Source organism: Bacillus cereus group sp. Bce041 (genome assembly GCF_052646455.1).
In genome coordinates this window covers 12,567-31,494 of the sequence record NZ_JBQXON010000021.1, presented here as the reverse complement: position 1 = coordinate 31,494, position 18,928 = coordinate 12,567, and the positions used below count along the sequence as shown (strand labels likewise).

The following is an 18,928-nucleotide window of genomic DNA, read 5'->3' as shown; positions in this document are numbered from 1 at the left end:
TTAAATGGAAAAACGCAAAAAAATGCAGTTAATCTGCAAGAATATGCCCGATGATGTTTATGAAATTTTGGATGAAAAGTCTTCTAAACGTAATTTAACTGAATATGTGGTGGATTTAGTCCAGAATCAAAACAGAGATCAACAACTTATCCGTATGCTCATGGATAAGTTAAGTAATATAGAATCTTCTTTAGAAGAAATAAAGAATGGTTCGATTATGGTAAAACCAAACACGGATCTCCAAAATGAAAAAGAGAGTGAAGAAGCATTTTTATCAGAGGGAACAATTATTGAAGCAGAAGTAGTTGAAGGTGGTATTGATCCATCTGATAAAGAAGATATGGATTTCTAATTAAATAAAAAGGGAAAGCTCTTCCCAGCTTGGCGGCATCGAAAGAGCTTTCCCTACACATTATCTATGAAATGGAAGGATGATTTACAATGGCAAACACCCTATACAAAATCACAAATAATGAGGTTATTGTACCACAACGCAAAGATAAAAGTGAATTTTTCGGAATGTTCTATCACTTTGTATCTGACAAATACAATGCGGTTAACGAATGGTTCGGTATAGATGAGGCTGCTTCAGATCGCCTTTGGTTTTACGGAACTATTTCCTTTGCTATTTTCCTAGTAACGTTCACTTATCTTGTATCTGGCCTCGTATTCGGCTTTTAAGGCGAGGTATAAGACATGGACACGATAAACCATAAAGAACTTATGCAAGAAGCATGGTATATGGCAAAAAGAGGTGCTGTTCGTTTTGGTGGAAAGGCTAAAGAATATCTATCTGCTTCTCTAAAAATTGTTTGGGAGCAGGTTCGTAAAGTAATGAAATTAAATGCTGAATTAGCAGCAATGGAAGAAATGTTAGACTCTTTGAAGTCTACTAAACGGGAGTATGCAGCATATGTACATAATGTGCTGCTTCCTTTTGCAAAAGATGGCCAACCTATTACTAGAAAACTGCTAAATGCAATTTATAAAGTAATCGGCTTTAAAAATAATATCGATCCTGGTACTAAATCAATTATTCGATACACAAAGCGCTACTCTTTAGAATCCTATTATTTATTAGCTGATATAAAACTACTACGAACTACCCAAAAAGCTACTAGGTACGTGGTAGAAGTGAAAAATACTGCAGTTGCAGTACATTGGATTCCAAAAAGCATTCTAAACCAAAAGAAAGAAATTCCCGATTGGTTTATTAAAGAGAAGAAATTGTTTTTAATCTAATATATTTACACAGAAGTCGTCCCGCAGCAGGCTAACTTCTGTGTAATTCCCTTTTTTATTTTTTAGGGTTATGTTAAGTTATTGTTGTTAACAATATGTTTAAAGTGATGCCAGTCACTTTACGGAGCGTTGATACCTTTCACATCGCGTTTTCGCTTTTGGTTTATCAACGCTTCGAATCTCTTTTTTTAATCGACATATTGTTGCTATTAAAAAGACGATAACCAGTACTAAAACTGCTGTGAACAAATTTGTTGAAATTAGACTACCAATTGAATTGGTATAAGTACCAAACTCTTTTGGCATGTACCAATTTACGTAACTATGTAGCGGAGCTAATTTCGCTAAGATGTCATAAAGAATATATAGTTGTGTTAAAATATTTGAATCAATTTTTTTCATTTCTTTTCCCCCTTATAAAATATGTTTCTTCCTTGTTACTAAACTCTAAATACGAGCAATGGCAACACCCCTTTCAAAATCTCATCTACTTACAGTTCACATATAACCCTTACAAGAAAAGAAAAAAAGTATTTTTTTTGCAACTCTCTCTTCTTTTATTTTCGACAAAAATGAAGTTTTTGATCACATTTTTATAACTTTTTAGACAATTTTTTTGTCTCTACTCTTCTTATATAACCAAAATAAGAGGGAAATCCTTGTTTTTTCACAAGGATTTTTCAAACTCGCAAATAACATGCTGCAAGTATCACAAGAGTTTTAATAAATCTTTTCAAATAACTTTTTCACACTTTAAATCGAACATACATTCGTGTAAAATGTATACAAATAACAAGAATTGAGGGATTTGGCATGGAAAACTGGGGAGCACCAAAGATTCGTGGAAGAGGTATGGTAAAGTGGCTTCCGTTTGCAAGTATTACGGAGCAGTTTGAAGGAATTGATCGCATGTTAGAAGAACAATACAAGGTATCCAAACCTACTATTACTGATGATACAAAGCAGCAAATCGAACGAGCATTAAATGAGTCTCTACACTGCAATAAAGAAATTAATATTGAATACTATCGTAACGGGTTCTTACATGAACAATACATAACAGTCACAGGTATAGATATCCATAGTAGAACTGTATATTGTACAGATGCTTATAACTTAAATACCAGTTTTAAGATAGATGAATTTACAGATTTGAAATAGAATAGATTTAAACAATTACATTAGATTGGTTGTAAAGGAAGTGTACAAAATGTCAGGAAATCAATTAAGGAAAAATGGTGCAGGAGCAGTTATTCATGATGATATAAATAACCATGCTTTTTTAAATATTCCTATGGTTATAGATGAACAGCATGGGATAGTGTATGAGGTTTTAAGTGCGGGCTTCCATGCTAGAGATGCTTTAGCGATGGTAACAACAGATGGTTTTACCACAACGAGGGTAAACACCCCTATTATCACGATTAAAAATGACGATAGTACTGTCCAAGCATACCGACTACCTTTAGAGTTAGAAGAATGGGTTCTTGCTTGTATGCAGGCAGCTTCTGCAGGGAAAAATCCATTTCCTTGTAAGGTTGCTTTTGGAATAATTGAGAATACATTTTATGTAGAATTCAAATGAAAAAGGAGCAAATCATTTTGCTCCTTTTTCTTCGTGCGGTCTATATTTTCCTCTCAATGCTTTTAGCTCCTGGTGCAACTGCTCTACATCAGATCGAAGGAACAAATTAGGGGATTTCATACTTTTGGCTTTCATAATTGGAATTAACCGTCCTTCTGATACTAGTTTATTAAAACGTTGACGTGAAAAACCCATCAACTCACTTGCTTCTGTAACCGTCAAAATATCATTTTCCATGAACTGCATTAATTCTTCTCTACTGTTAAAATGGTACGTTGCCATACATTCACCTGCTTTTTGATTTGGCAATCATCGCAAACGGACGATTGCCAATAGTGTAAATAAAGATACAATAATCGCTGCTGCAATTGTTAGTGTACTTCCAATCCAACTTAAAACGGAGTTAATTATAATCATGGTTACTAGTAATAAGATTATTTTGGATGTTTTTGTCATTTTCATCCACGAAAGAGTTTGTGTTATAATTTAGATGACCAACTGGTGCTGTAACACCAGTCAGTCGCTTTTCTTACTGGTCTTCGTTATCATCTTTCTTATCTTTTTTTGTCATTTGGTAGATGCCATAAGATAATGTGATGATTTCGAGGACTGTTTTTATATTTTCCAACCACTCTTTCATGTTGTCACCTCCTTTACATTTATAATTATACCATAACAGTTGCTAACTGACAACAGTTATAACAAAAAAATAATGAAAAAAGGTAGGGGTAAATTACTTTTTTATAACTATATATTTCGTATCACTTTTCTATTTTTTATTTGTTAGGTATGTAATGTCATCCCGACCTAACAAATAAAAAATAGACTTTATACTTTGATATATAAGCTTCTTTTAAACATTGCAGGACACCAAAACAAATCCCAACTTCAGCGTACATGTTTAACTGTCTATTATATGTATAATTCATTGTTCTATTTTTGTTAGGACGACCTAACAAAAATAGAGTAAAAAAGCCGTCCCATTCAGGACGGCTTCTCTTATTTTATCATTATATGTTCCGCTTTAATCCATCTATTACCACCAATATCAATAGCATCTAAATGTTTACCCCAAACACGGTATGGAACCGTTCCGTCGATGTCATCAATATGATTAATACACTCAGGTTCACTGTGTACCGCAATTCCGTACCCAGGAGGATATTTTGAGTAAGCATGGAACCATTCTACATCAAAATGCTCTAATTTTGCCCACTGCTTCTCAGAACCTAAGCAAATCATATCCTTATCTCCACCACCCCAATATCCTTTAAAAATAAGGTATGGAATTTTTTGAGTGATATTTCCTGTATACTGCGGATCAGCAGGGTTCTCATATAAATTAACACCATATCCATCAGGGTATTTTGATGTTGCAATACCAATGCCTTCCACTTTTACGGAGCTATTAGCAATGATGTTTGATACAGCACTACCCACAAACCAAGACAATGGTTTATCACCAATTAATTTATTAATATCACATTTCCCGATACCAGAAATATTTCCTGTCTCTGTATATTGCCAAATATCACATGGATATGCAGGCTTATTCTCTCCATAGCGAGGAATCCACACAAAATCTGCTTGTATATTTCTTGCTCCAAATGACACATACGTATGATGACCTACATATAAACCGACCTTTTTAGCACCTAAACGACGCAATTCATTGATAAATGCTTGTGTACCGCCTTGCATATCATCCATCGTTTGTACTTCTACATCAGCAACCCAGAACTTTGCACTTTTATCACCACGTGCCCAAAAGTCTTGCGCTTCCTTCCTTGCATCAGCAATAGATACAAAACGACAAAAAGCATAATTTCCAAACGGAACACCACGCTTTTTCATTTCACTTACATACTTTTGATACATATGGTCAACAACATTAGAACCATCTTGTACCCTAGCAATAACTAAATCTAATTGTGGTGCTGCTACATCCCAATTAATATTACCGTTCCATTTTGAAATATCTACAATATATCCCATAATAATTACCTCTTTCTTTTTTTATTTATCGAAAAAAGAGACGTGTTTTAACGTCTCTCTTAGACTCGTACAACGTTTTTAATTGTCTTGAGGTTCTTTTGTATCACTGAACCATTTCCCGCTCTCAGGATTAGAAATAACCCCTAAAGCGATTAAGACTACTAGAATTATGTCCACGTATTCCTGATAACGTCCTGCATTAAAATGTGGAACAGTATCCATTAAAACCATTCCTAGCAGCGCGAAGAGTGCCACCCATAAGCCACGGTTATTTAATTTCTGTTTCATTTACATTTCCTCCCTTATCTTTTCTCGCATCAGAACGTTGTATTTTCGCTTGAATTTCACTCGCAACGCTTTCTAACAACCAGGTCGGAATCCATTTATCCCAACCGACTCTTACACAGTTTGCTGTAAAACTATTAAAAATGTGATAAATCAAGCCACCTGTGACCATAAAAAAGAAAAAATCAGGTAGCTTAAAAGCGATATCAAACATATGCGCTAAACACGGCAATAAAAAAAGCACCACGGTACGCGCGATGCCTTCAATGCCATATTGTGATGAGTATGTTCCATCTAATTTAGATGCCTTACTACCAGTAATCCAGTCTAAACCTACAACCATCATTAAGATGAAGATCCAAATCAAGTTTGTCTTTCCGTAAACCAGACTTAAAAACGTGCCTATTCCACCACTTACTACTGAAGCAGCTCTAAAATCGGTCGAGGTGATGATATCACTAATATTTATGCTTTTAATAAGAGCTTGTATTCTATCCATATTTCACCTCCTTTCAAGCAAAATAAAAAAGACCAGCTATTGCTGCTCCTGCTCTGTTTCTGTGTTATTTTCACTAGCTGGTGTTGGCGGTTCTTGAGATGGGTAATTCCCTGTAATTGATGCATAACACTCTAAACAAATGTTCTTTTTCGCAAATCCCATATCTAGCGGGTACAAACGCGCCCCTCGTTTACATATTTCACACAGCGTGGCAATTCGAAACTTTACTGTCCCATCCATCTCTCTCCATACTTCAACCCTGCTAACACCTTTTAGAAGACCTGCATTATTTAACATATCAGCAGGTATTTGAACAAAAATCCCTGTCTCTGTGCGCTCTGCATCCACCAGCCTCCCCACAAAAGGAAAGCCTTCACCTGCTTGAAGTGGCATCATTTGATTCTCATTCATTCTTATTTCTCCTTTCTATCCAAGTGCGTTAAATTTCCAACCACTTGGAGTACTCGTATAAAAACCTGCTCCAGCATTACCGTCTGTAAAACGTATATGCCCCCATTGTTGGAATCCACCGCCACCTAAGTTAATTCCCTGCATCGCTCGGATATTTCTATAGATTTTAACTTCTTTTTCAGTGCTTATATCAAATGTTTGTCCGTCTGCTGCTGGAGCTATATTATTATTCACACCACCTACAGCAAGCGCGTTAAACGGCTGAATACCATCTGCTCTTTCTGCTGCAGCACGATCCCAATTATACATAGATGCATATTTGCCACTGTATAACGTTACACCACTTACACAAATTGCTGTCCCTTGTCTCATGTCAGCATTTCCAGAACAAACTTTAATAATTAATGCGTGCTGTTGCGGAATATAGTTTGTTGGCACTTTGAAAGTGAAAGAGTATCTTCTGATTTCTCCATAAAATGTAGACGGTTCAGGAAAATCCATTTTTTGTTCATTCCATATATCGTAACTTACATTGTCTCGGAATTTAACGCAGCATACTTGTAAACGAGGTTTCCCTGTTTTACGTACACCATTTATCATAGCTGTTCTAAAGTGAGCAGAAACTGTATATTCGTTACCAGGATGTATCCCATTATTCACGACTGTTTCGGGATAGTTATACATATCTACCCTTGCAGCATTTACCATTTGCTCGTAATCGAATATATGCGTATTCTTTTCTATTACAACATTTCCCCATGACTTCCAAGTAAGGCCGTATCCACCTTCAAACCCATAATAATCGTTATGTCCGATGTTTTTCTTTGTAACACTAGAAAAGTCAGGATCTGCTATTAGGTTTCGTCTTGATACCGCAGTTGTTTTCGTTCCCCATTCGTCTTGGAATAGGAAGTCTAGCATTTTAACAGTTACACCATCTTTATCAATGGTTATCTTATCACCATCAATTCTAATAAGATTCGTATCAATACCTTTTGCCGTTAACCATTTCACCATTGTATCGGCATTAATAGCTACCTTCGAAACATCAATTTCTAATTTTTCCGATGAAAAGTTAATAGCTGCGATGATATTACCTTTTTTAACTTCTGCAAGGATTCCTTCATCAAGAACCTTAAGTTTAGAACCCGTTTCTTTTACATAAGCGGCGTAAGTCTCATTTATAAACGTTTCTTGTTTTTCGGAAATGATTGAAACGCCCTCTTTATTAGTACTAATACTTCTTTCTAATTCTGTAACTTTTTTATTGTAATCTTCAGTAGCTATTCTATTGGCTATATCTTCTAGCATTTTGTCAGCATCCGTTTGATCTTTCGGATGTAGCCAAAATTCTGTAGCTATAGTGCCACGTTGTAACATAGGAGCAGCACACCATAAACGCCCATTTCTTGTAACGTAATAACGCCATCTCACAAACGCTGCATTGGCTGGTGCTTTATCTGTGCATACAGCACGAACCCATGTATGATTTACAACAGTGATATTCGTTCTAGCTGTCTTAATGCGAGTTTTTTTGTCAGCAGTCCACCATTCAATTTCAATAAATGCACCGACACTATCAATAGGTGTTTTCCCGTCAGTATTGAAATAACCTGATGCAACAAAGTCTTCGTTAACTTGACACTCAATAAATTGACTTGTAAGTCCCCACCAACGATCTTGGGACTGGCCAGTAACGGTAATTGCAAATGTATTCATACCTTTGTATTTTAAATTCGTATCAACAGCACCAGTAGCTCCATTACCGCTATTCCAAAACCAATATTTCGGTCCTAACGTAAAATTAGCATCACGCAACTCGTTGACAGTACCTAAACCACCTACATAAGCTTCAACATCTTTCTTTTTCATTGCTAGCTTCAATTCTTCAGATTGTTGCAGGATCGTTGTAGTAGCTTGAGTCAGTGTTTGCCCTTGCTGAGTTTGTATTTCCTGTATTTTTTTTACATCACTTGTTATCCCTTCGGCGTTCCGCGTAATCTCCGTTACTTTCTGGCTGAATACATTTTCTTTTACCCCATCTTCCGGAGACGGAGCGAATGCTTTTGGCATAGATCCTTTTAACACGGATACATTTTTGAAGTAGCACTCACTACCATCAGCAGAACGATCACCATAAATATACAAACTAAAGCCTTTTTTCATATCTGATTTATCATGTAATTTCATTGTTACATGAACTCGAACCCACTTTTTAACAGGTTCAATCGTCAATTCTGGCGTACCCCCGCTATGAAAGCCCATTGAATTGTTACCCTCAATAAAGTGGTGTAATCCTACCGCTAGTCTGTTGTTTGCTGTTTCTGACCATACATCTAAGGCGATTGTGTACGTATCACCTGGCTGGAAATCATTTCGAAAACTAGCTGGCATTTCTTGAGGCATTCCAAGCCACCTTTTAGCTTGACCGAATTGACCATTTTTGTTAATAACAGCAACTACGGGATACCCAAACTTTTGGTCATTAACGTGCATATGATAACCCTTTGTAGGATCTGTTGTTCCAGCGTTATAACCTGTTGCCCAATTACCAGCGCGCAAATTACCGTTTAGGTTCTTATCCCATTGCAGCTCATTATCGGCCCAATAGTGTGTGAAATCTCCGTTACGTACATAGTTACGATCACCAGCATCATTAAGGATAGATTCCGTTTTTTCAATACGCTCTTTTACACCCTCGAAACTTTGATCCAACTCATAAGTCGATTTTGTAAAACCTGTAGGAACAGAACCTTTTTCTAGTTTAGGTTTCTTGAAACGAAATTTCTTACCCTTTGAATTTTCGTTTCTTTCAAATCTTAATCGTAATCCCCATCCAGTTGCCCGCGCATCAATTTTAAATGTAAATGATCTTCTAGACCAATTAGCGACAGGGAATCTATTGTACAAGTTTTCTGCCCAAACTCCATTAATAAATTGGAATACAAGTAAATCAATAGGAACATCGTTTTGCATATCGATACTAAATGTCATATCTTTCTCTTTTTCGTAGTCACCCATCTTAGTATTATCTAGATGGAATTGGTAGAAAGAGTCGGTATGATCTGTACATTCTACGATCATGTAATCCTCAGTGAACGATTGAGCAGCTTTGTTGACTAGTGCGCCTCCAGACATTCCAAGTGTTTGTGGCTTTTGATTTCGCCCAGTATTGATTAGCCAGTTTTCAACACCCACTGTACGCGATTCAACCTGCTCCAATTTTTTAGAGATTCTCCCAGCTTCTTCTTTGATCTCGGTTGTTATCTTGGTGAAAACATTACCATCTGCAATATCTTCAGGAGCAGGTCGCCACGAATAATCTTTACTGCCTATAGTCAATTGTGGTGAACTCTGCTGATACCAACAACCAGCAGGAGGATTTGCATCAGGCTCTACACGAAAATGACTCTCGTTATCTGTTCCCGGTGATGACATCATACTTGCTGTCACTGTGAACGAAACGCTTACTCTTTGCCATTGATTAGTAGATTTATTTGGACGAATTCCAGTAGCACCTGGTGCAAAATAGAAAGTGTGTTGTAAATCTTGGCCATCCGGTAAACCTTTTACACGAGTAAAAATTGAATAGGTTACTTTATCTCCTACTTTTACAACTTTTCGATCTACTAAATCCTTGAAGTTATAAGCTAAAGCAGTCCATGATGATTGGGTTTCAACAACTGCATTACCTTGAAAAACATCCTTCGAAATTTTAACTTTATCTGCTGATTTAAACCACCAACGATTGTCTGCTTGTGCAAAGGTCAAAGCACCATCAAAAGATTTAGAACCGATTAACAAGTTTCTTACATCGTCATTAATGTTTGCTACACTTTCTTTAACTTGTGAAATAACTTTCGTATTTCCATCCACATCACTTTCTAAGGTGTTGATTTTATTTGTAGTCTCAGTATTATTTTTCGTTAACGATTCAATAGAAGTTTTAAATCCCTCAGAATCCTGTACAAACTGGGTTACTTTTTTATCGATTTCACCTTGTTCTCTTTGTACATCAGAAATAGTTCTTGTAACTTTTGAAAGATCCTCTGTTACTGTATTAAATTGGCCAGTGGTTTCTTGTTGCGCTTCTTCCACTTTCTTATTTAATTCTTCTTTTGCAAGTTTAATATCCTTATTAACCTGCTCCAGTGTATCTTTTTTAATTGATTCCACATCAGGAATAAGGAGCTCCCAATCTTTCCCGTTCCATACTTTTAAAACACCAGGTTTACCGTTACTAATATCTCGCCATATCGTCTTACCAATTTGAAGATTCTCTGTAGGCTGCTGCTTAGATTCAATAATATTAACAGTATTATTCTTCAAGTTTTCTTGAACCTTTTCTGCCAACTTTTTAACTGCTTCAGATTCTTTTCGTATGGTTTCGATGGTTTCTCCGTTTTCTTCAACCAATTTTTCTAGTTGATCCAACAACTCTTTGTTTGCCTTACCACTTAATTGCCCCAGGAGTCTATTGTATAATTTTCGCATTTCTTCGTTCGGATCTGTAATTTCTCTGTAATTACCAAACAGATATTTCTCTGCAGTAGGATCTTTAAAAGACTCGTCCCCAGCAATCACCCTTGCTTCCAAATAAAGCTTAGGCTTGAACCCTGGATCTTTAATAATTATCGTGTCTCCTTCACCTACTTGCTCATGCTCAAATCCTTTTACACGTTCTAAGTTTTGTGCATCTACTTCATATGAAACAGATGCAGCTTTTCTTTTTTTTATTTCCATTTCCATTAAAGTAAGTAAACGTTGTGGTGTCATATTCAGGTTATCTGTTTCGGGTGTGTAAAATCCGAACCTGTGAAATCCTTTTACATTCCAACGCTGAAAGGCTTCGTTATCTACAATATAAGGAAGTCCATTATTTATACTTTCGATGGTAATTACACTGTCACCCTCGCCCCTTACAAAACCTACAAGAGCTGTACATATATTTCGGGTATTTTCAATTCTTCGGACATTAATTAAGTCTTTTCCCAGGTTAATTTCTTTACCTGTATACCGTCCTCGTTTTGCTATCATATCGACATACCAATTGACAATTTTATTAGCAAAAACTTCTACACGGTACTGTATTTCAAATTTAAATAAAGAAGCTATTTTTCCTAAAAAGGTAAGTGGATCAATGAATTCATCGATAGTCATTGTATGGAATCCTGCATAATCAGTTTTTCCACGTTTCCACTTCATACCTATAAGAGCCATATCAATAAATTCATTGACTGTTTTACCTTCGATACGCTGCGGCCGTATAATTCCTGATTGAGCAATTTCTACCCATACAGCAGATGAAAAGATTTCTATAAATCTTCCATCTTTTGTTTGAATAGCTTCCTCGATAACATACGGAATAAAACGACCGTCTCTAGTTTGTCTTAAAATTAAATTTTGCTGAATTAGGGCATCTGCATTAGGATTGTCTATTAATACTTTAAATGTCAGGGTATCAATATTACTTTTTAATTCCCAATGTCTTAAATCATCGTAATAATCTTTTGGTTGTAAAACTGCAATGATCTTTTCTGTTTTAAAATCCACGATATGAAATAGCCCACTGACCTTTTTCATTTAAATCGCTCCCTATAACTAATTGTTGCATCTAATTCCGTAGGTCTAATATCAATACGATTTTCTCCTCGAACTATCAGCGGAAACTCAGAAACTACTTCTTTTAAATCAATAGCATTTTTACCATTGATCGTTACATGTCCATATTCTGAATCAATAACCACTTTATCTCCTGTGTCGAAAATGTACGGCACAGCATTAGTATCAATGTTGTTTAACTTCCAAATTTTAAGGTCGTCAATTTGCATTGTATAAACCGGTGTATTTCTATCCCAACGACAAATTGCAATCATGACTTGTGCAACTTTTCGTGACGTCATAGGATTTGGATTAGTCTCAGAATCCGTCCAACGCTCTACTAAAGATGCATCATCAATCTCTGTACCGTCTCTAAAACGCGCTACATAAACAGACCATTCTCTGCCTCTCCTAGCGATACGCAGCCGACCATAAAATTGATTAAATGTATTAGAATACGCACCAGTGGTCTCAACTAAAAGACGTCTACTTCCAGGTACTGCATTATCACCAAGCGTCATATGCGCCTTAGTAATTTCAGCCTCCCAATATAAATCGTTCATATTAATCTGGGCTACCATATTGCTCGTTTCATCGAGTAGAATGATTTCCACACGTCCCATTTGATCTGCATTTCTAGATTGTAAATGTACCCAGGCTTCTAATTCGAAATCTTGTAGTGGACCACCAGGGATATTTTTTTTAGCAAGTCCACCATGAAAACCTGCTGTTCCTTCTTCGCCATAATAAGGACAATATAGGCCAGTCCCATCTTTTACTTTTAATTCTCCTGTACCTTGCATATCATCAAATGTGCCCTTAATTGGTGTCCAACCAATAACAGTAGACATATCATCCCACATGACGCGCTCCCTTTGCTGAGCTGGCTTTTGCATTACAGTTAGAGGATGTCCAAGTCTAAAATAGTTACGATTTCCTGGAGATTCGTCAAAGAATACATCTAAAAATGTAGCAGGTTGTTTAACATTTATTTCAATACGAGGCGGCGTTTCCTCAGTGCCAGTATTTTCGAAAGAAGATGTTAATTCTGCGACCCCTTCTTTAGCAAATTTATGTTTTTTTACCTTTCCTAACTTATAAGGCATAGGCGCAATAAAGGTAACTGTTCCTTTCCCTCTATTAACCAACTCTTCAGCATCAAACGAACCGTCTACAACAACTAAATAAGTACGATCCGGCTCATCGTCAAACACTAATTCGCATTCGCGTTCAGTGACTAACCAATCCGCTAAATCCTCTTTAACTTTTTGTAAATCTCCTATGTTTTCTCCCTTAACAATAAGAGGCACGTCTATTTGACGTGCCTCAATTTCAGTATTTAGTAATATAGATCCAGGATGACCTGGAATATTTAAAAAATTACGTTTGACTGGTGCCCATGCAGGACGTTTTCGACCGACAGGCATTACAATATAATCTTTTCGTTGATTGTTAAAGGTGAAACTTTGGTATTCACTCATATTCTCACCCCTTAAATCGATCTCTTTGCTGTTTTTCTCGTTCTTGAATTTCAGTAGTATATGGAGCCGTTATTTTCGCAACCTCTCTGCCATCCATTAGAGATGTAAGATTAACCGTTAGATTAATCTCTTTATTATGAGAAGTTGCAGGTTGCACTGCAGTGATAATTTCATTTAAATTCGGTATGCTACTTGCTGATAAAGAAGGAATTTTACCGTCAAGATTATGCATAAACTGATCCGATAAATTCATCTGCGCATTTTGTAACGTTTTCTTAATACTTTCTGAAGCTAAATCAAAGTTTATATTCCCACTAATATTTTGACTCAGTGTATCTTTTACACTGTCCATTACATCAGTAATTTTATTTCCGAATGTTTGGACATGTGTCATAACCCTGTCGGTCATATTCGTTACATTATTTACAAAAGGTTCTACAAAAGAAGATCCATCTGTAGCGCCCGTAAAGCTATCTAGCATAGAAAATGCAGATTGCGCTAGATTGCGCGATGCAGTTACAACAGTTTTTGTGGACTCTCCAATACCTGCTGCAAATCCTGTTCCGAAATGAAAACCTATCTCACGTTTAACCTTACGAGATGGAGATCGAACTTCTAACCATCTTCTTGCAGCCTCAAACGCTGTTGAAGCTAGAGCTTCTCCGGCGCTTTGTGCAAGGCTTTTACCACTACGGATACCACTAGAAAAACCAGATGCAAAGTGAGAACCTAGACTTTCTGTATTAGTACTTTTTAACCCTCGTTCTCCCGCTGATGCAACATCGCTACCTGCATTTTGTGCTTGACCGCGAGTAGACATTAAACCATTAGCAAATCCACTACCACCCTTTAAACCGAACGGATCACCGTTAATATTTCCGAATCCTCCATGAGCAGCATTCACGTTTTGTTGGGCATTATTCTGCGCATTACCTTTTTGAGAACCGATACCTTGTGCAAAATCAATTCCACCTTTTTGACCAGATGGATTACCATTTATTGTATTCATACCTTCCTGGGCTGCAGCTACAACATCTAAAGCACTACCTTTTATGTAACCACGTTTAGATAGTATTCCATCTCCAAGGTTCGTACCGCTTTTTGCTCCGCCTCCACCATCAGATGTACCGGCTAGCGCACCTTCAACTCCGCCTCGTTGTTGATTAGCTGCATTAACAGGAGAAGGGTTGGAACCTAATCCATAACCAAGCGTATTAGAGATATCAGAACCAATTTGCGTAGCATCTAATTTCGCACCGTTAGCGATTAATTCTTTGATAATCATCGCAGCTGTTTGGGCATCGATTTGCTTACTTTGCATACCTTGTATTAAAGATTGGACTGTAAATGTGCCTTCTGCTCCAAGATCAACACTTGCATTACTTTTAATATCTAAACCAATCAATTGCGCTACCTGACTTACAGATAAGGCTCCGATATTCATTCCGTTTACAAGCGTTTGTATATTTGCTTGTCCTTCTGCAGTAGCATCTACTTTTACGCCATTCTTAACTTGCTGCTGAAAATACTGAAATACCGTATCAAAAGATAAAGTTCCGTTTTGTAGCCCTTGCATCCAGGTGCCAATTGTCATTTGGCCATAAATTCCAAGATCGATATTAGTATCATTAGCAAGTTTTACACCTAATGCCTGTTTAATTTCAGAAGTGTCTTTTCCTATAAGTCCTTGTGTAAAGGTCTGCATAGAAGACATTCCACTTTCGGATAAATCCACTTTGTAAACATCTTTTAGTTTATTAGCGTTCGCTACTGCTACATCATTCGCCTGTAACTCACCGTTTTTCAGCTTATCAACAAAGGATTTGACCGTGAATGTTCCTGCAGGTCCTAAATCAACCTTCATCTTCCCATCAATTTCTTTTGCCATAGTTTCAGCAAGCATAATTGAGGATTTAGTACCTTTAGATAACTCAGCAGTATATTGATTTATATTTTCGATTTTTTCTCGACCATACTGTTTTTCATAATTAGCTAAGGCTTCTTTATGTGATTTTTCCGCTTTGTCTTGCTCACTGTTAAAGCGACTCATGGCCTCACCATAAGTTTCTGCTCCGAATAACAATTCTTTATATTTTTCGTACCAAGCAGCTTTTTCTAATTCTTTTTTACGAGGATTAGCTAATACAAGAGCAGCATCTTCAGCTTTCAAATTATTTTCTAGAGCTTTTGTGCCCTCATTACGGATACCGATTAAATCCATAACGTGTTTCTTTTCGTATAGATCAATAGCATCTAAAGTTGCTTTGCGGTCACCATCATTTATTTTTCCTAAATTGTATTCTTTTTCGATTCGTTCACGCATTTCATCCGTTTGTTTTGTTAAACCATCCATACCCTCTTTGAAGGTGGTCATTATTTCCCCGAACTTCTTTTTACCTGCTTCTACGCTTAAAAGTCCGCCTTTATTTATACTATCGGCTAATCCAGTTAATTGACTTGCTTTATCGTAGAATAACTTTATATTATTATCTGCTACTGCCATTGCCTGACGATATTGTTCAGCAAAGTCTTTTGGCATCTTAGAGATGTCGCCCTGGTACTTCTGCACACCTTCCATAAGAACTTTATTTGCAGTTTTTGCTGCTTCAATTTGTTTGTTTATGGAATCTACAATGTTATTTTTAACTGTTTCAAGCGTTTTCTGAGCACTCTCAGGCACTACACCCATTAATTGAGCAAACATTGTTTCGAATTGTCCTTTTTTCCCGTCCAATTCTTTTATAACCTCGTTCGTCATCTCCTGGAATGCTTGGATGGTTTCACTCTTCGCTTTTTCCGCTTCTTCACCGGTTTTTGTTCTTAGTTCCATCATGTGCAGAATAGCTTTATCTTTTAAATCTTGGTAGTGTTGAGCGCCTTCTGGGACTTTAGAGAATGTCCCAGATAACTTTCCTGCCCATTCAATGGTAGAAGCAACCATACCACCAAAAATCTCTGCAAATGGTTTAATACACATCACCATAAAATCAACTGCACCAGCAAGTGCATCTCCCATTTGACGCCAAACACTTATAGTTTTATCCGAGTCACTTTGAACTGAATTAAACCCTTCAGAGAAAGAAGACTTTATTGCATCCCATCCGTTTGTGACTGAATTCCGGAGTTTTTCTGAAGCATCCCACATTTTCATTAAAGAACCGACAACAATAACGATTGATGCCGATATGACAGAAGCCATTCCAACTACACGAAGTAAACCAAGAGCTAGATCACTAATAACCACCCATAAAGCTGCAAAGGCTGCTTTCATCCCATTCGCTCTACCAATACCTATTGCCATAGGAGCTAAAAGGAACGTCATTGCTGTCATCAAGTACATAAAGTTACCCGCTGCAGCAGAAATACTAGGATTCAGATCATTTAATTTTACAATTAGTTCACCGATAGCTGTTCCAACATCTAAAACTTTAGCAGCTGCTTGCCCCCATACTTCTACAAATGGTTCCGCTGCTTTAGACCAAGTGTTTTTGAATTTTTCCCAAGAAAGCCCAAGTGGTTTTAAGGACTCTTCTAATTCCCTTATCTGTCGTTGAGTTGATTCTTTTAAGTAAGATAGCTCATCAGTTACTTTTTCACGGGCTAGTTGCCCTTTTCTGCGCCATAGCTCAACATAACTAGTTAACTCTTTATCTGTCATGGAATTTAACGCTTCGATTTCTCCAAGTGCTTTAGGGCCCATTTTTTCTAACTCTGCTATTAGTCCTTTATCTACACCACGTCGTGTAAGATCTTTTAAATTATCGACCCATTTTTCAAAAATACTAACTTGAGCTTGGAGATTTTCTTTTAAAGCTTTTGGTTTGACTGCATTTAATTCAACTTTTTCAAATAAACCAGCCCAATTAGTAAGCTCCTCTAAACGTTTGTTATACGCTTCATTATAGGCATCTTGTATTTCACCTTGTTGTTTACGAACTTCATCCGGACTTGGACCAACAGCGGCCTTCGCCATAATTGCAGTAAATCCAAGTAATGCTATTCCTGCATACATGGCAACCTGCTGCATTCGTAAAATACCCATATTGATTAATGCAACACGATCTTGCAAAGCCTTCATGCTTGCGTTTGGTCCCAATTGACTTAATGCAATATGAGCAGCACTACCATGTTTCGCCATTGTCTCTAAACGGTGGCCGACTTGTAAAAATGCTCTATCGATTCTTTGGATATGACTTGTATCACCAAGTGCATCCATCATTTTTTGACTTTGCGTTTTCATTGCATTCATCATTTGAATGGAATGCATGAACGAATTACGTTGTGTTTCTGCCATAATAACCATTCTATTAGCGGCATCTTGCGTATGGACACCTAAACGTTGGAGCATAGCATTATACTCATTACCACCCATAGCAGCAGCACTCATAGCTTTTCTGATTTCACTCAGTTGTTTCTGGAGTGCCTTATTACCTGCTTCATAAGATGAAATGTCACCCGCATCACGTAATTCTCGTAATTTAGCTCGCGTTTGAGCAACTTCTTGTCTAAATTTAGCTAACTGAGCCTGCGATTCTTCAGCGCTAATACGTACTTTACCCTCTTTATTCAGACCTAAAATAGCGAATTGCGTTTCTTTCAAGTGGGAATTCAAGTTCTGAATGTCCTTAGCAGCACCTTTAGCTGCCGAATTCGCACTCATCATTCGATCCAAACTTACTCTATTCCTAACAGCGGCATCCGCCATTTGATCTAAACTATGAGCTGCTCGACCTAGTGCCTTTAAGTCTCTTTCCATCTGCATAAATTCAGTATGCCAAGCCTTTAAATGTTCTGGCATATTAGCAAGTATTTGCTGCATTTTTCTTGCTGCCTTAGCTGCTCTAGCGGCCGCTGCTCCAGCTGCTGCAGCGGCGGTTGCAGTTGCACCTGCGGCAGTAGCGGCGGCTACGGCGGCGGCAGCTGCAGCGCTTGCTGAAATACTGGCAACTCCGGCTCCCGCTGTTGGTATCATGGAAGAAGTAGGAGTGTATTGACGTGGCTGTTGCATATGTCTTCGTTGTTGCTGGTCAGTTTGACTCATACGAGTTGCTGCACGATCTAAATAATCATAATAATCATGGAATGTATCACTTTGCGTACTAGCGAATTGGGCTTGTAATCGTTCTAAACGTTGTATTTTTGCTTCTAATTGATCTAATTGGTTTGTATTAACATTAACGGTTACTGGATCTGAAATGGAATGTATCGTCGTATTTATACTTTGCACAACTGCAGATACTTTATTTTCTAATGTAGATAGTACTTGGATAGATGAATTTATTTTCTCTTCGATTTGGCCAGGTAATTGTGATAAGAAATCTAATCCATTTGTATTAGCAGCTACACTTTCAATTTTTTGAGAAATAGAATTAACTGAATTCGTAACACGCTCTTCCAGATCATTAAGTGTATTGTTTGTAGTTTCTAGCCCTTCAATTCCTACTTGCAGATTGATAGCGGTATCAAAGTTTTTAACAGAATCAGATAAGCTATTAATACCGTCCTGCGCAGCCGCTAAATCTTGTTGAAGACCATTTATATCTATTCTTGGTTTAAACGCCTCAAAACGATTCTGAGCCTTCTCAACCACTGCCTCTAATCTAGAAAACTTTCTTTCAACCTTATTCAATCCAGTTTCAATATTTTTAGAAGCTGTATTAATAGTTTGCTCTAGAATTTTAAATGGATTATTACGTTTTAATCGTCTACCGAAATCTGCAGTACCCTTATCCATTACTTTTTGTAATTCAAAAAATGCTTGTCTAGCTTTTTTCGAATCTGCAATTATCTCAATGGTTGTTTTCCCAACATTACTCATACTTCACACTC

15 protein-coding genes are annotated in these 18,928 nt (G+C 37.1%); 5 read left to right on the top strand and 10 right to left on the bottom strand.

Translation table 11 applies throughout. The features are described 5' to 3' along the window. The first annotated feature begins 4 nt into the window (after positions 1–4). The 3 genes from ACUN13_RS29460 to ACUN13_RS29450 all read left to right on the top strand — a co-directional run bounded on the left by ACUN13_RS29460 (position 5) and on the right by ACUN13_RS29450 (position 1,242). Positions 5–352, top strand: coding sequence for a hypothetical protein (locus ACUN13_RS29460; protein ID WP_445424105.1), 348 nt, complete (start codon positions 5–7; stop codon positions 350–352). An 89-nt stretch (positions 353–441) separates the two neighbouring features. Beyond that, positions 442–681: a hypothetical protein gene (locus ACUN13_RS29455; RefSeq protein ID WP_445424104.1), complete on the top strand. Its 240-nt coding sequence runs from the start codon at positions 442–444 to the stop codon at positions 679–681. Between the two features lie 15 nt (positions 682–696). Further along, positions 697–1,242: a hypothetical protein gene (locus ACUN13_RS29450; RefSeq protein ID WP_043936003.1), complete on the top strand. Its 546-nt coding sequence runs from the start codon at positions 697–699 to the stop codon at positions 1,240–1,242. A 114-nt stretch (positions 1,243–1,356) separates the two neighbouring features. On the opposite strand, the gene ACUN13_RS29445 is transcribed toward ACUN13_RS29450, so the two are convergent. After that, the gene (locus tag ACUN13_RS29445) at positions 1,357–1,644 is read right to left on the bottom strand and encodes a hypothetical protein (RefSeq protein WP_445424103.1); all 288 of its coding nucleotides are present in this window, start codon (positions 1,642–1,644) and stop codon (positions 1,357–1,359) included. Positions 1,645–2,055: 411 nt separating this feature from the next. Between ACUN13_RS29445 and ACUN13_RS29440 the strand changes: the two genes are divergently transcribed. Beyond that, positions 2,056–2,403 (top strand): YolD-like family protein, encoded by a 348-nt coding sequence (locus ACUN13_RS29440; protein ID WP_445424102.1) that lies wholly within the window; start codon positions 2,056–2,058, stop codon positions 2,401–2,403. A gap of 49 nt (positions 2,404–2,452) precedes the next feature. Next, positions 2,453–2,827 (top strand): hypothetical protein, encoded by a 375-nt coding sequence (locus ACUN13_RS29435; protein ID WP_043936006.1) that lies wholly within the window; start codon positions 2,453–2,455, stop codon positions 2,825–2,827. 12 nt (positions 2,828–2,839) lie between these two features. Here ACUN13_RS29435 and ACUN13_RS29430 read toward each other — a convergent pair whose 3' ends face one another. The 9 genes from ACUN13_RS29430 to ACUN13_RS29390 form a co-directional block, all read right to left on the bottom strand. Next, the gene (locus ACUN13_RS29430; protein ID WP_043936007.1) at positions 2,840–3,109 is read right to left on the bottom strand and encodes a helix-turn-helix domain-containing protein; all 270 of its coding nucleotides are present in this window, start codon (positions 3,107–3,109) and stop codon (positions 2,840–2,842) included. A 27-nt stretch (positions 3,110–3,136) separates the two neighbouring features. Further along, positions 3,137–3,283: a hypothetical protein gene (locus tag ACUN13_RS29425; protein ID WP_156137706.1), complete on the bottom strand. Its 147-nt coding sequence runs from the start codon at positions 3,281–3,283 to the stop codon at positions 3,137–3,139. A 543-nt stretch (positions 3,284–3,826) separates the two neighbouring features. Then, positions 3,827–4,822, bottom strand: a complete 996-nt coding sequence (locus tag ACUN13_RS29420; RefSeq protein ID WP_445424101.1) for a glycoside hydrolase family 25 protein — start codon at positions 4,820–4,822, stop codon at positions 3,827–3,829. A 78-nt stretch (positions 4,823–4,900) separates the two neighbouring features. Further along, positions 4,901–5,110, bottom strand: coding sequence for a hypothetical protein (locus ACUN13_RS29415; RefSeq protein ID WP_445424100.1), 210 nt, complete (start codon positions 5,108–5,110; stop codon positions 4,901–4,903). After that, positions 5,091–5,606 carry a phage holin family protein gene (locus tag ACUN13_RS29410; RefSeq protein ID WP_043936010.1) on the bottom strand — a complete coding sequence of 172 codons (516 nt, stop codon included), beginning with the start codon at positions 5,604–5,606 and terminating at the stop codon, positions 5,091–5,093. Before ACUN13_RS29410 ends, ACUN13_RS29415 begins: the two co-directional genes overlap by 20 nt. A 36-nt stretch (positions 5,607–5,642) precedes the next feature. Next, a complete protein-coding gene (locus ACUN13_RS29405; protein ID WP_445424099.1) occupies positions 5,643–6,017 on the bottom strand; it encodes a hypothetical protein in 375 nt (124 codons plus the stop codon). A gap of 15 nt (positions 6,018–6,032) precedes the next feature. Beyond that, on the bottom strand, positions 6,033–11,600 hold the full coding sequence (locus ACUN13_RS29400) for a phage tail spike protein (RefSeq protein ID WP_445424098.1): 5,568 nt from the start codon (positions 11,598–11,600) through the stop codon (positions 6,033–6,035). After that, positions 11,597–13,099 carry a distal tail protein Dit gene (locus tag ACUN13_RS29395; protein WP_445424097.1) on the bottom strand — a complete coding sequence of 501 codons (1,503 nt, stop codon included), beginning with the start codon at positions 13,097–13,099 and terminating at the stop codon, positions 11,597–11,599. Before ACUN13_RS29395 ends, ACUN13_RS29400 begins: the two co-directional genes overlap by 4 nt. Before the next feature lie 4 nt (positions 13,100–13,103). Next, positions 13,104–18,917 (bottom strand): phage tail protein, encoded by a 5,814-nt coding sequence (locus tag ACUN13_RS29390; RefSeq protein WP_445424096.1) that lies wholly within the window; start codon positions 18,915–18,917, stop codon positions 13,104–13,106. Positions 18,918–18,928 lie beyond the last annotated feature (11 nt).

What these genes read in the sequence shown, in the direction of transcription:
- ACUN13_RS29415 (WP_445424100.1), bottom strand. Translation starts at nt 5,110, where the DNA reads ATGAAACAGAAATTAAATAACCGTGGCTTATGGGTGGCACTCTTCGCG.
- ACUN13_RS29450 (WP_043936003.1), top strand. Translation starts at nt 697, where the DNA reads ATGGACACGATAAACCATAAAGAACTTATGCAAGAAGCATGGTATATG.
- ACUN13_RS29410 (WP_043936010.1), bottom strand. Translation starts at nt 5,606, where the DNA reads ATGGATAGAATACAAGCTCTTATTAAAAGCATAAATATTAGTGATATC.
- ACUN13_RS29440 (WP_445424102.1), top strand. Translation starts at nt 2,056, where the DNA reads ATGGAAAACTGGGGAGCACCAAAGATTCGTGGAAGAGGTATGGTAAAG.
- ACUN13_RS29435 (WP_043936006.1), top strand. Translation starts at nt 2,453, where the DNA reads ATGTCAGGAAATCAATTAAGGAAAAATGGTGCAGGAGCAGTTATTCAT.
- ACUN13_RS29460 (WP_445424105.1), top strand. Translation starts at nt 5, where the DNA reads ATGGAAAAACGCAAAAAAATGCAGTTAATCTGCAAGAATATGCCCGAT.
- ACUN13_RS29455 (WP_445424104.1), top strand. Translation starts at nt 442, where the DNA reads ATGGCAAACACCCTATACAAAATCACAAATAATGAGGTTATTGTACCA.
- ACUN13_RS29430 (WP_043936007.1), bottom strand. Translation starts at nt 3,109, where the DNA reads ATGGCAACGTACCATTTTAACAGTAGAGAAGAATTAATGCAGTTCATG.
- ACUN13_RS29405 (WP_445424099.1), bottom strand. Translation starts at nt 6,017, where the DNA reads ATGAATGAGAATCAAATGATGCCACTTCAAGCAGGTGAAGGCTTTCCT.
- ACUN13_RS29420 (WP_445424101.1), bottom strand. Translation starts at nt 4,822, where the DNA reads ATGGGATATATTGTAGATATTTCAAAATGGAACGGTAATATTAATTGG.
- ACUN13_RS29400 (WP_445424098.1), bottom strand. Translation starts at nt 11,600, where the DNA reads ATGAAAAAGGTCAGTGGGCTATTTCATATCGTGGATTTTAAAACAGAA.
- ACUN13_RS29425 (WP_156137706.1), bottom strand. Translation starts at nt 3,283, where the DNA reads ATGACAAAAACATCCAAAATAATCTTATTACTAGTAACCATGATTATA.
- ACUN13_RS29390 (WP_445424096.1), bottom strand. Translation starts at nt 18,917, where the DNA reads ATGAGTAATGTTGGGAAAACAACCATTGAGATAATTGCAGATTCGAAA.
- ACUN13_RS29395 (WP_445424097.1), bottom strand. Translation starts at nt 13,099, where the DNA reads ATGAGTGAATACCAAAGTTTCACCTTTAACAATCAACGAAAAGATTAT.
- ACUN13_RS29445 (WP_445424103.1), bottom strand. Translation starts at nt 1,644, where the DNA reads ATGAAAAAAATTGATTCAAATATTTTAACACAACTATATATTCTTTAT.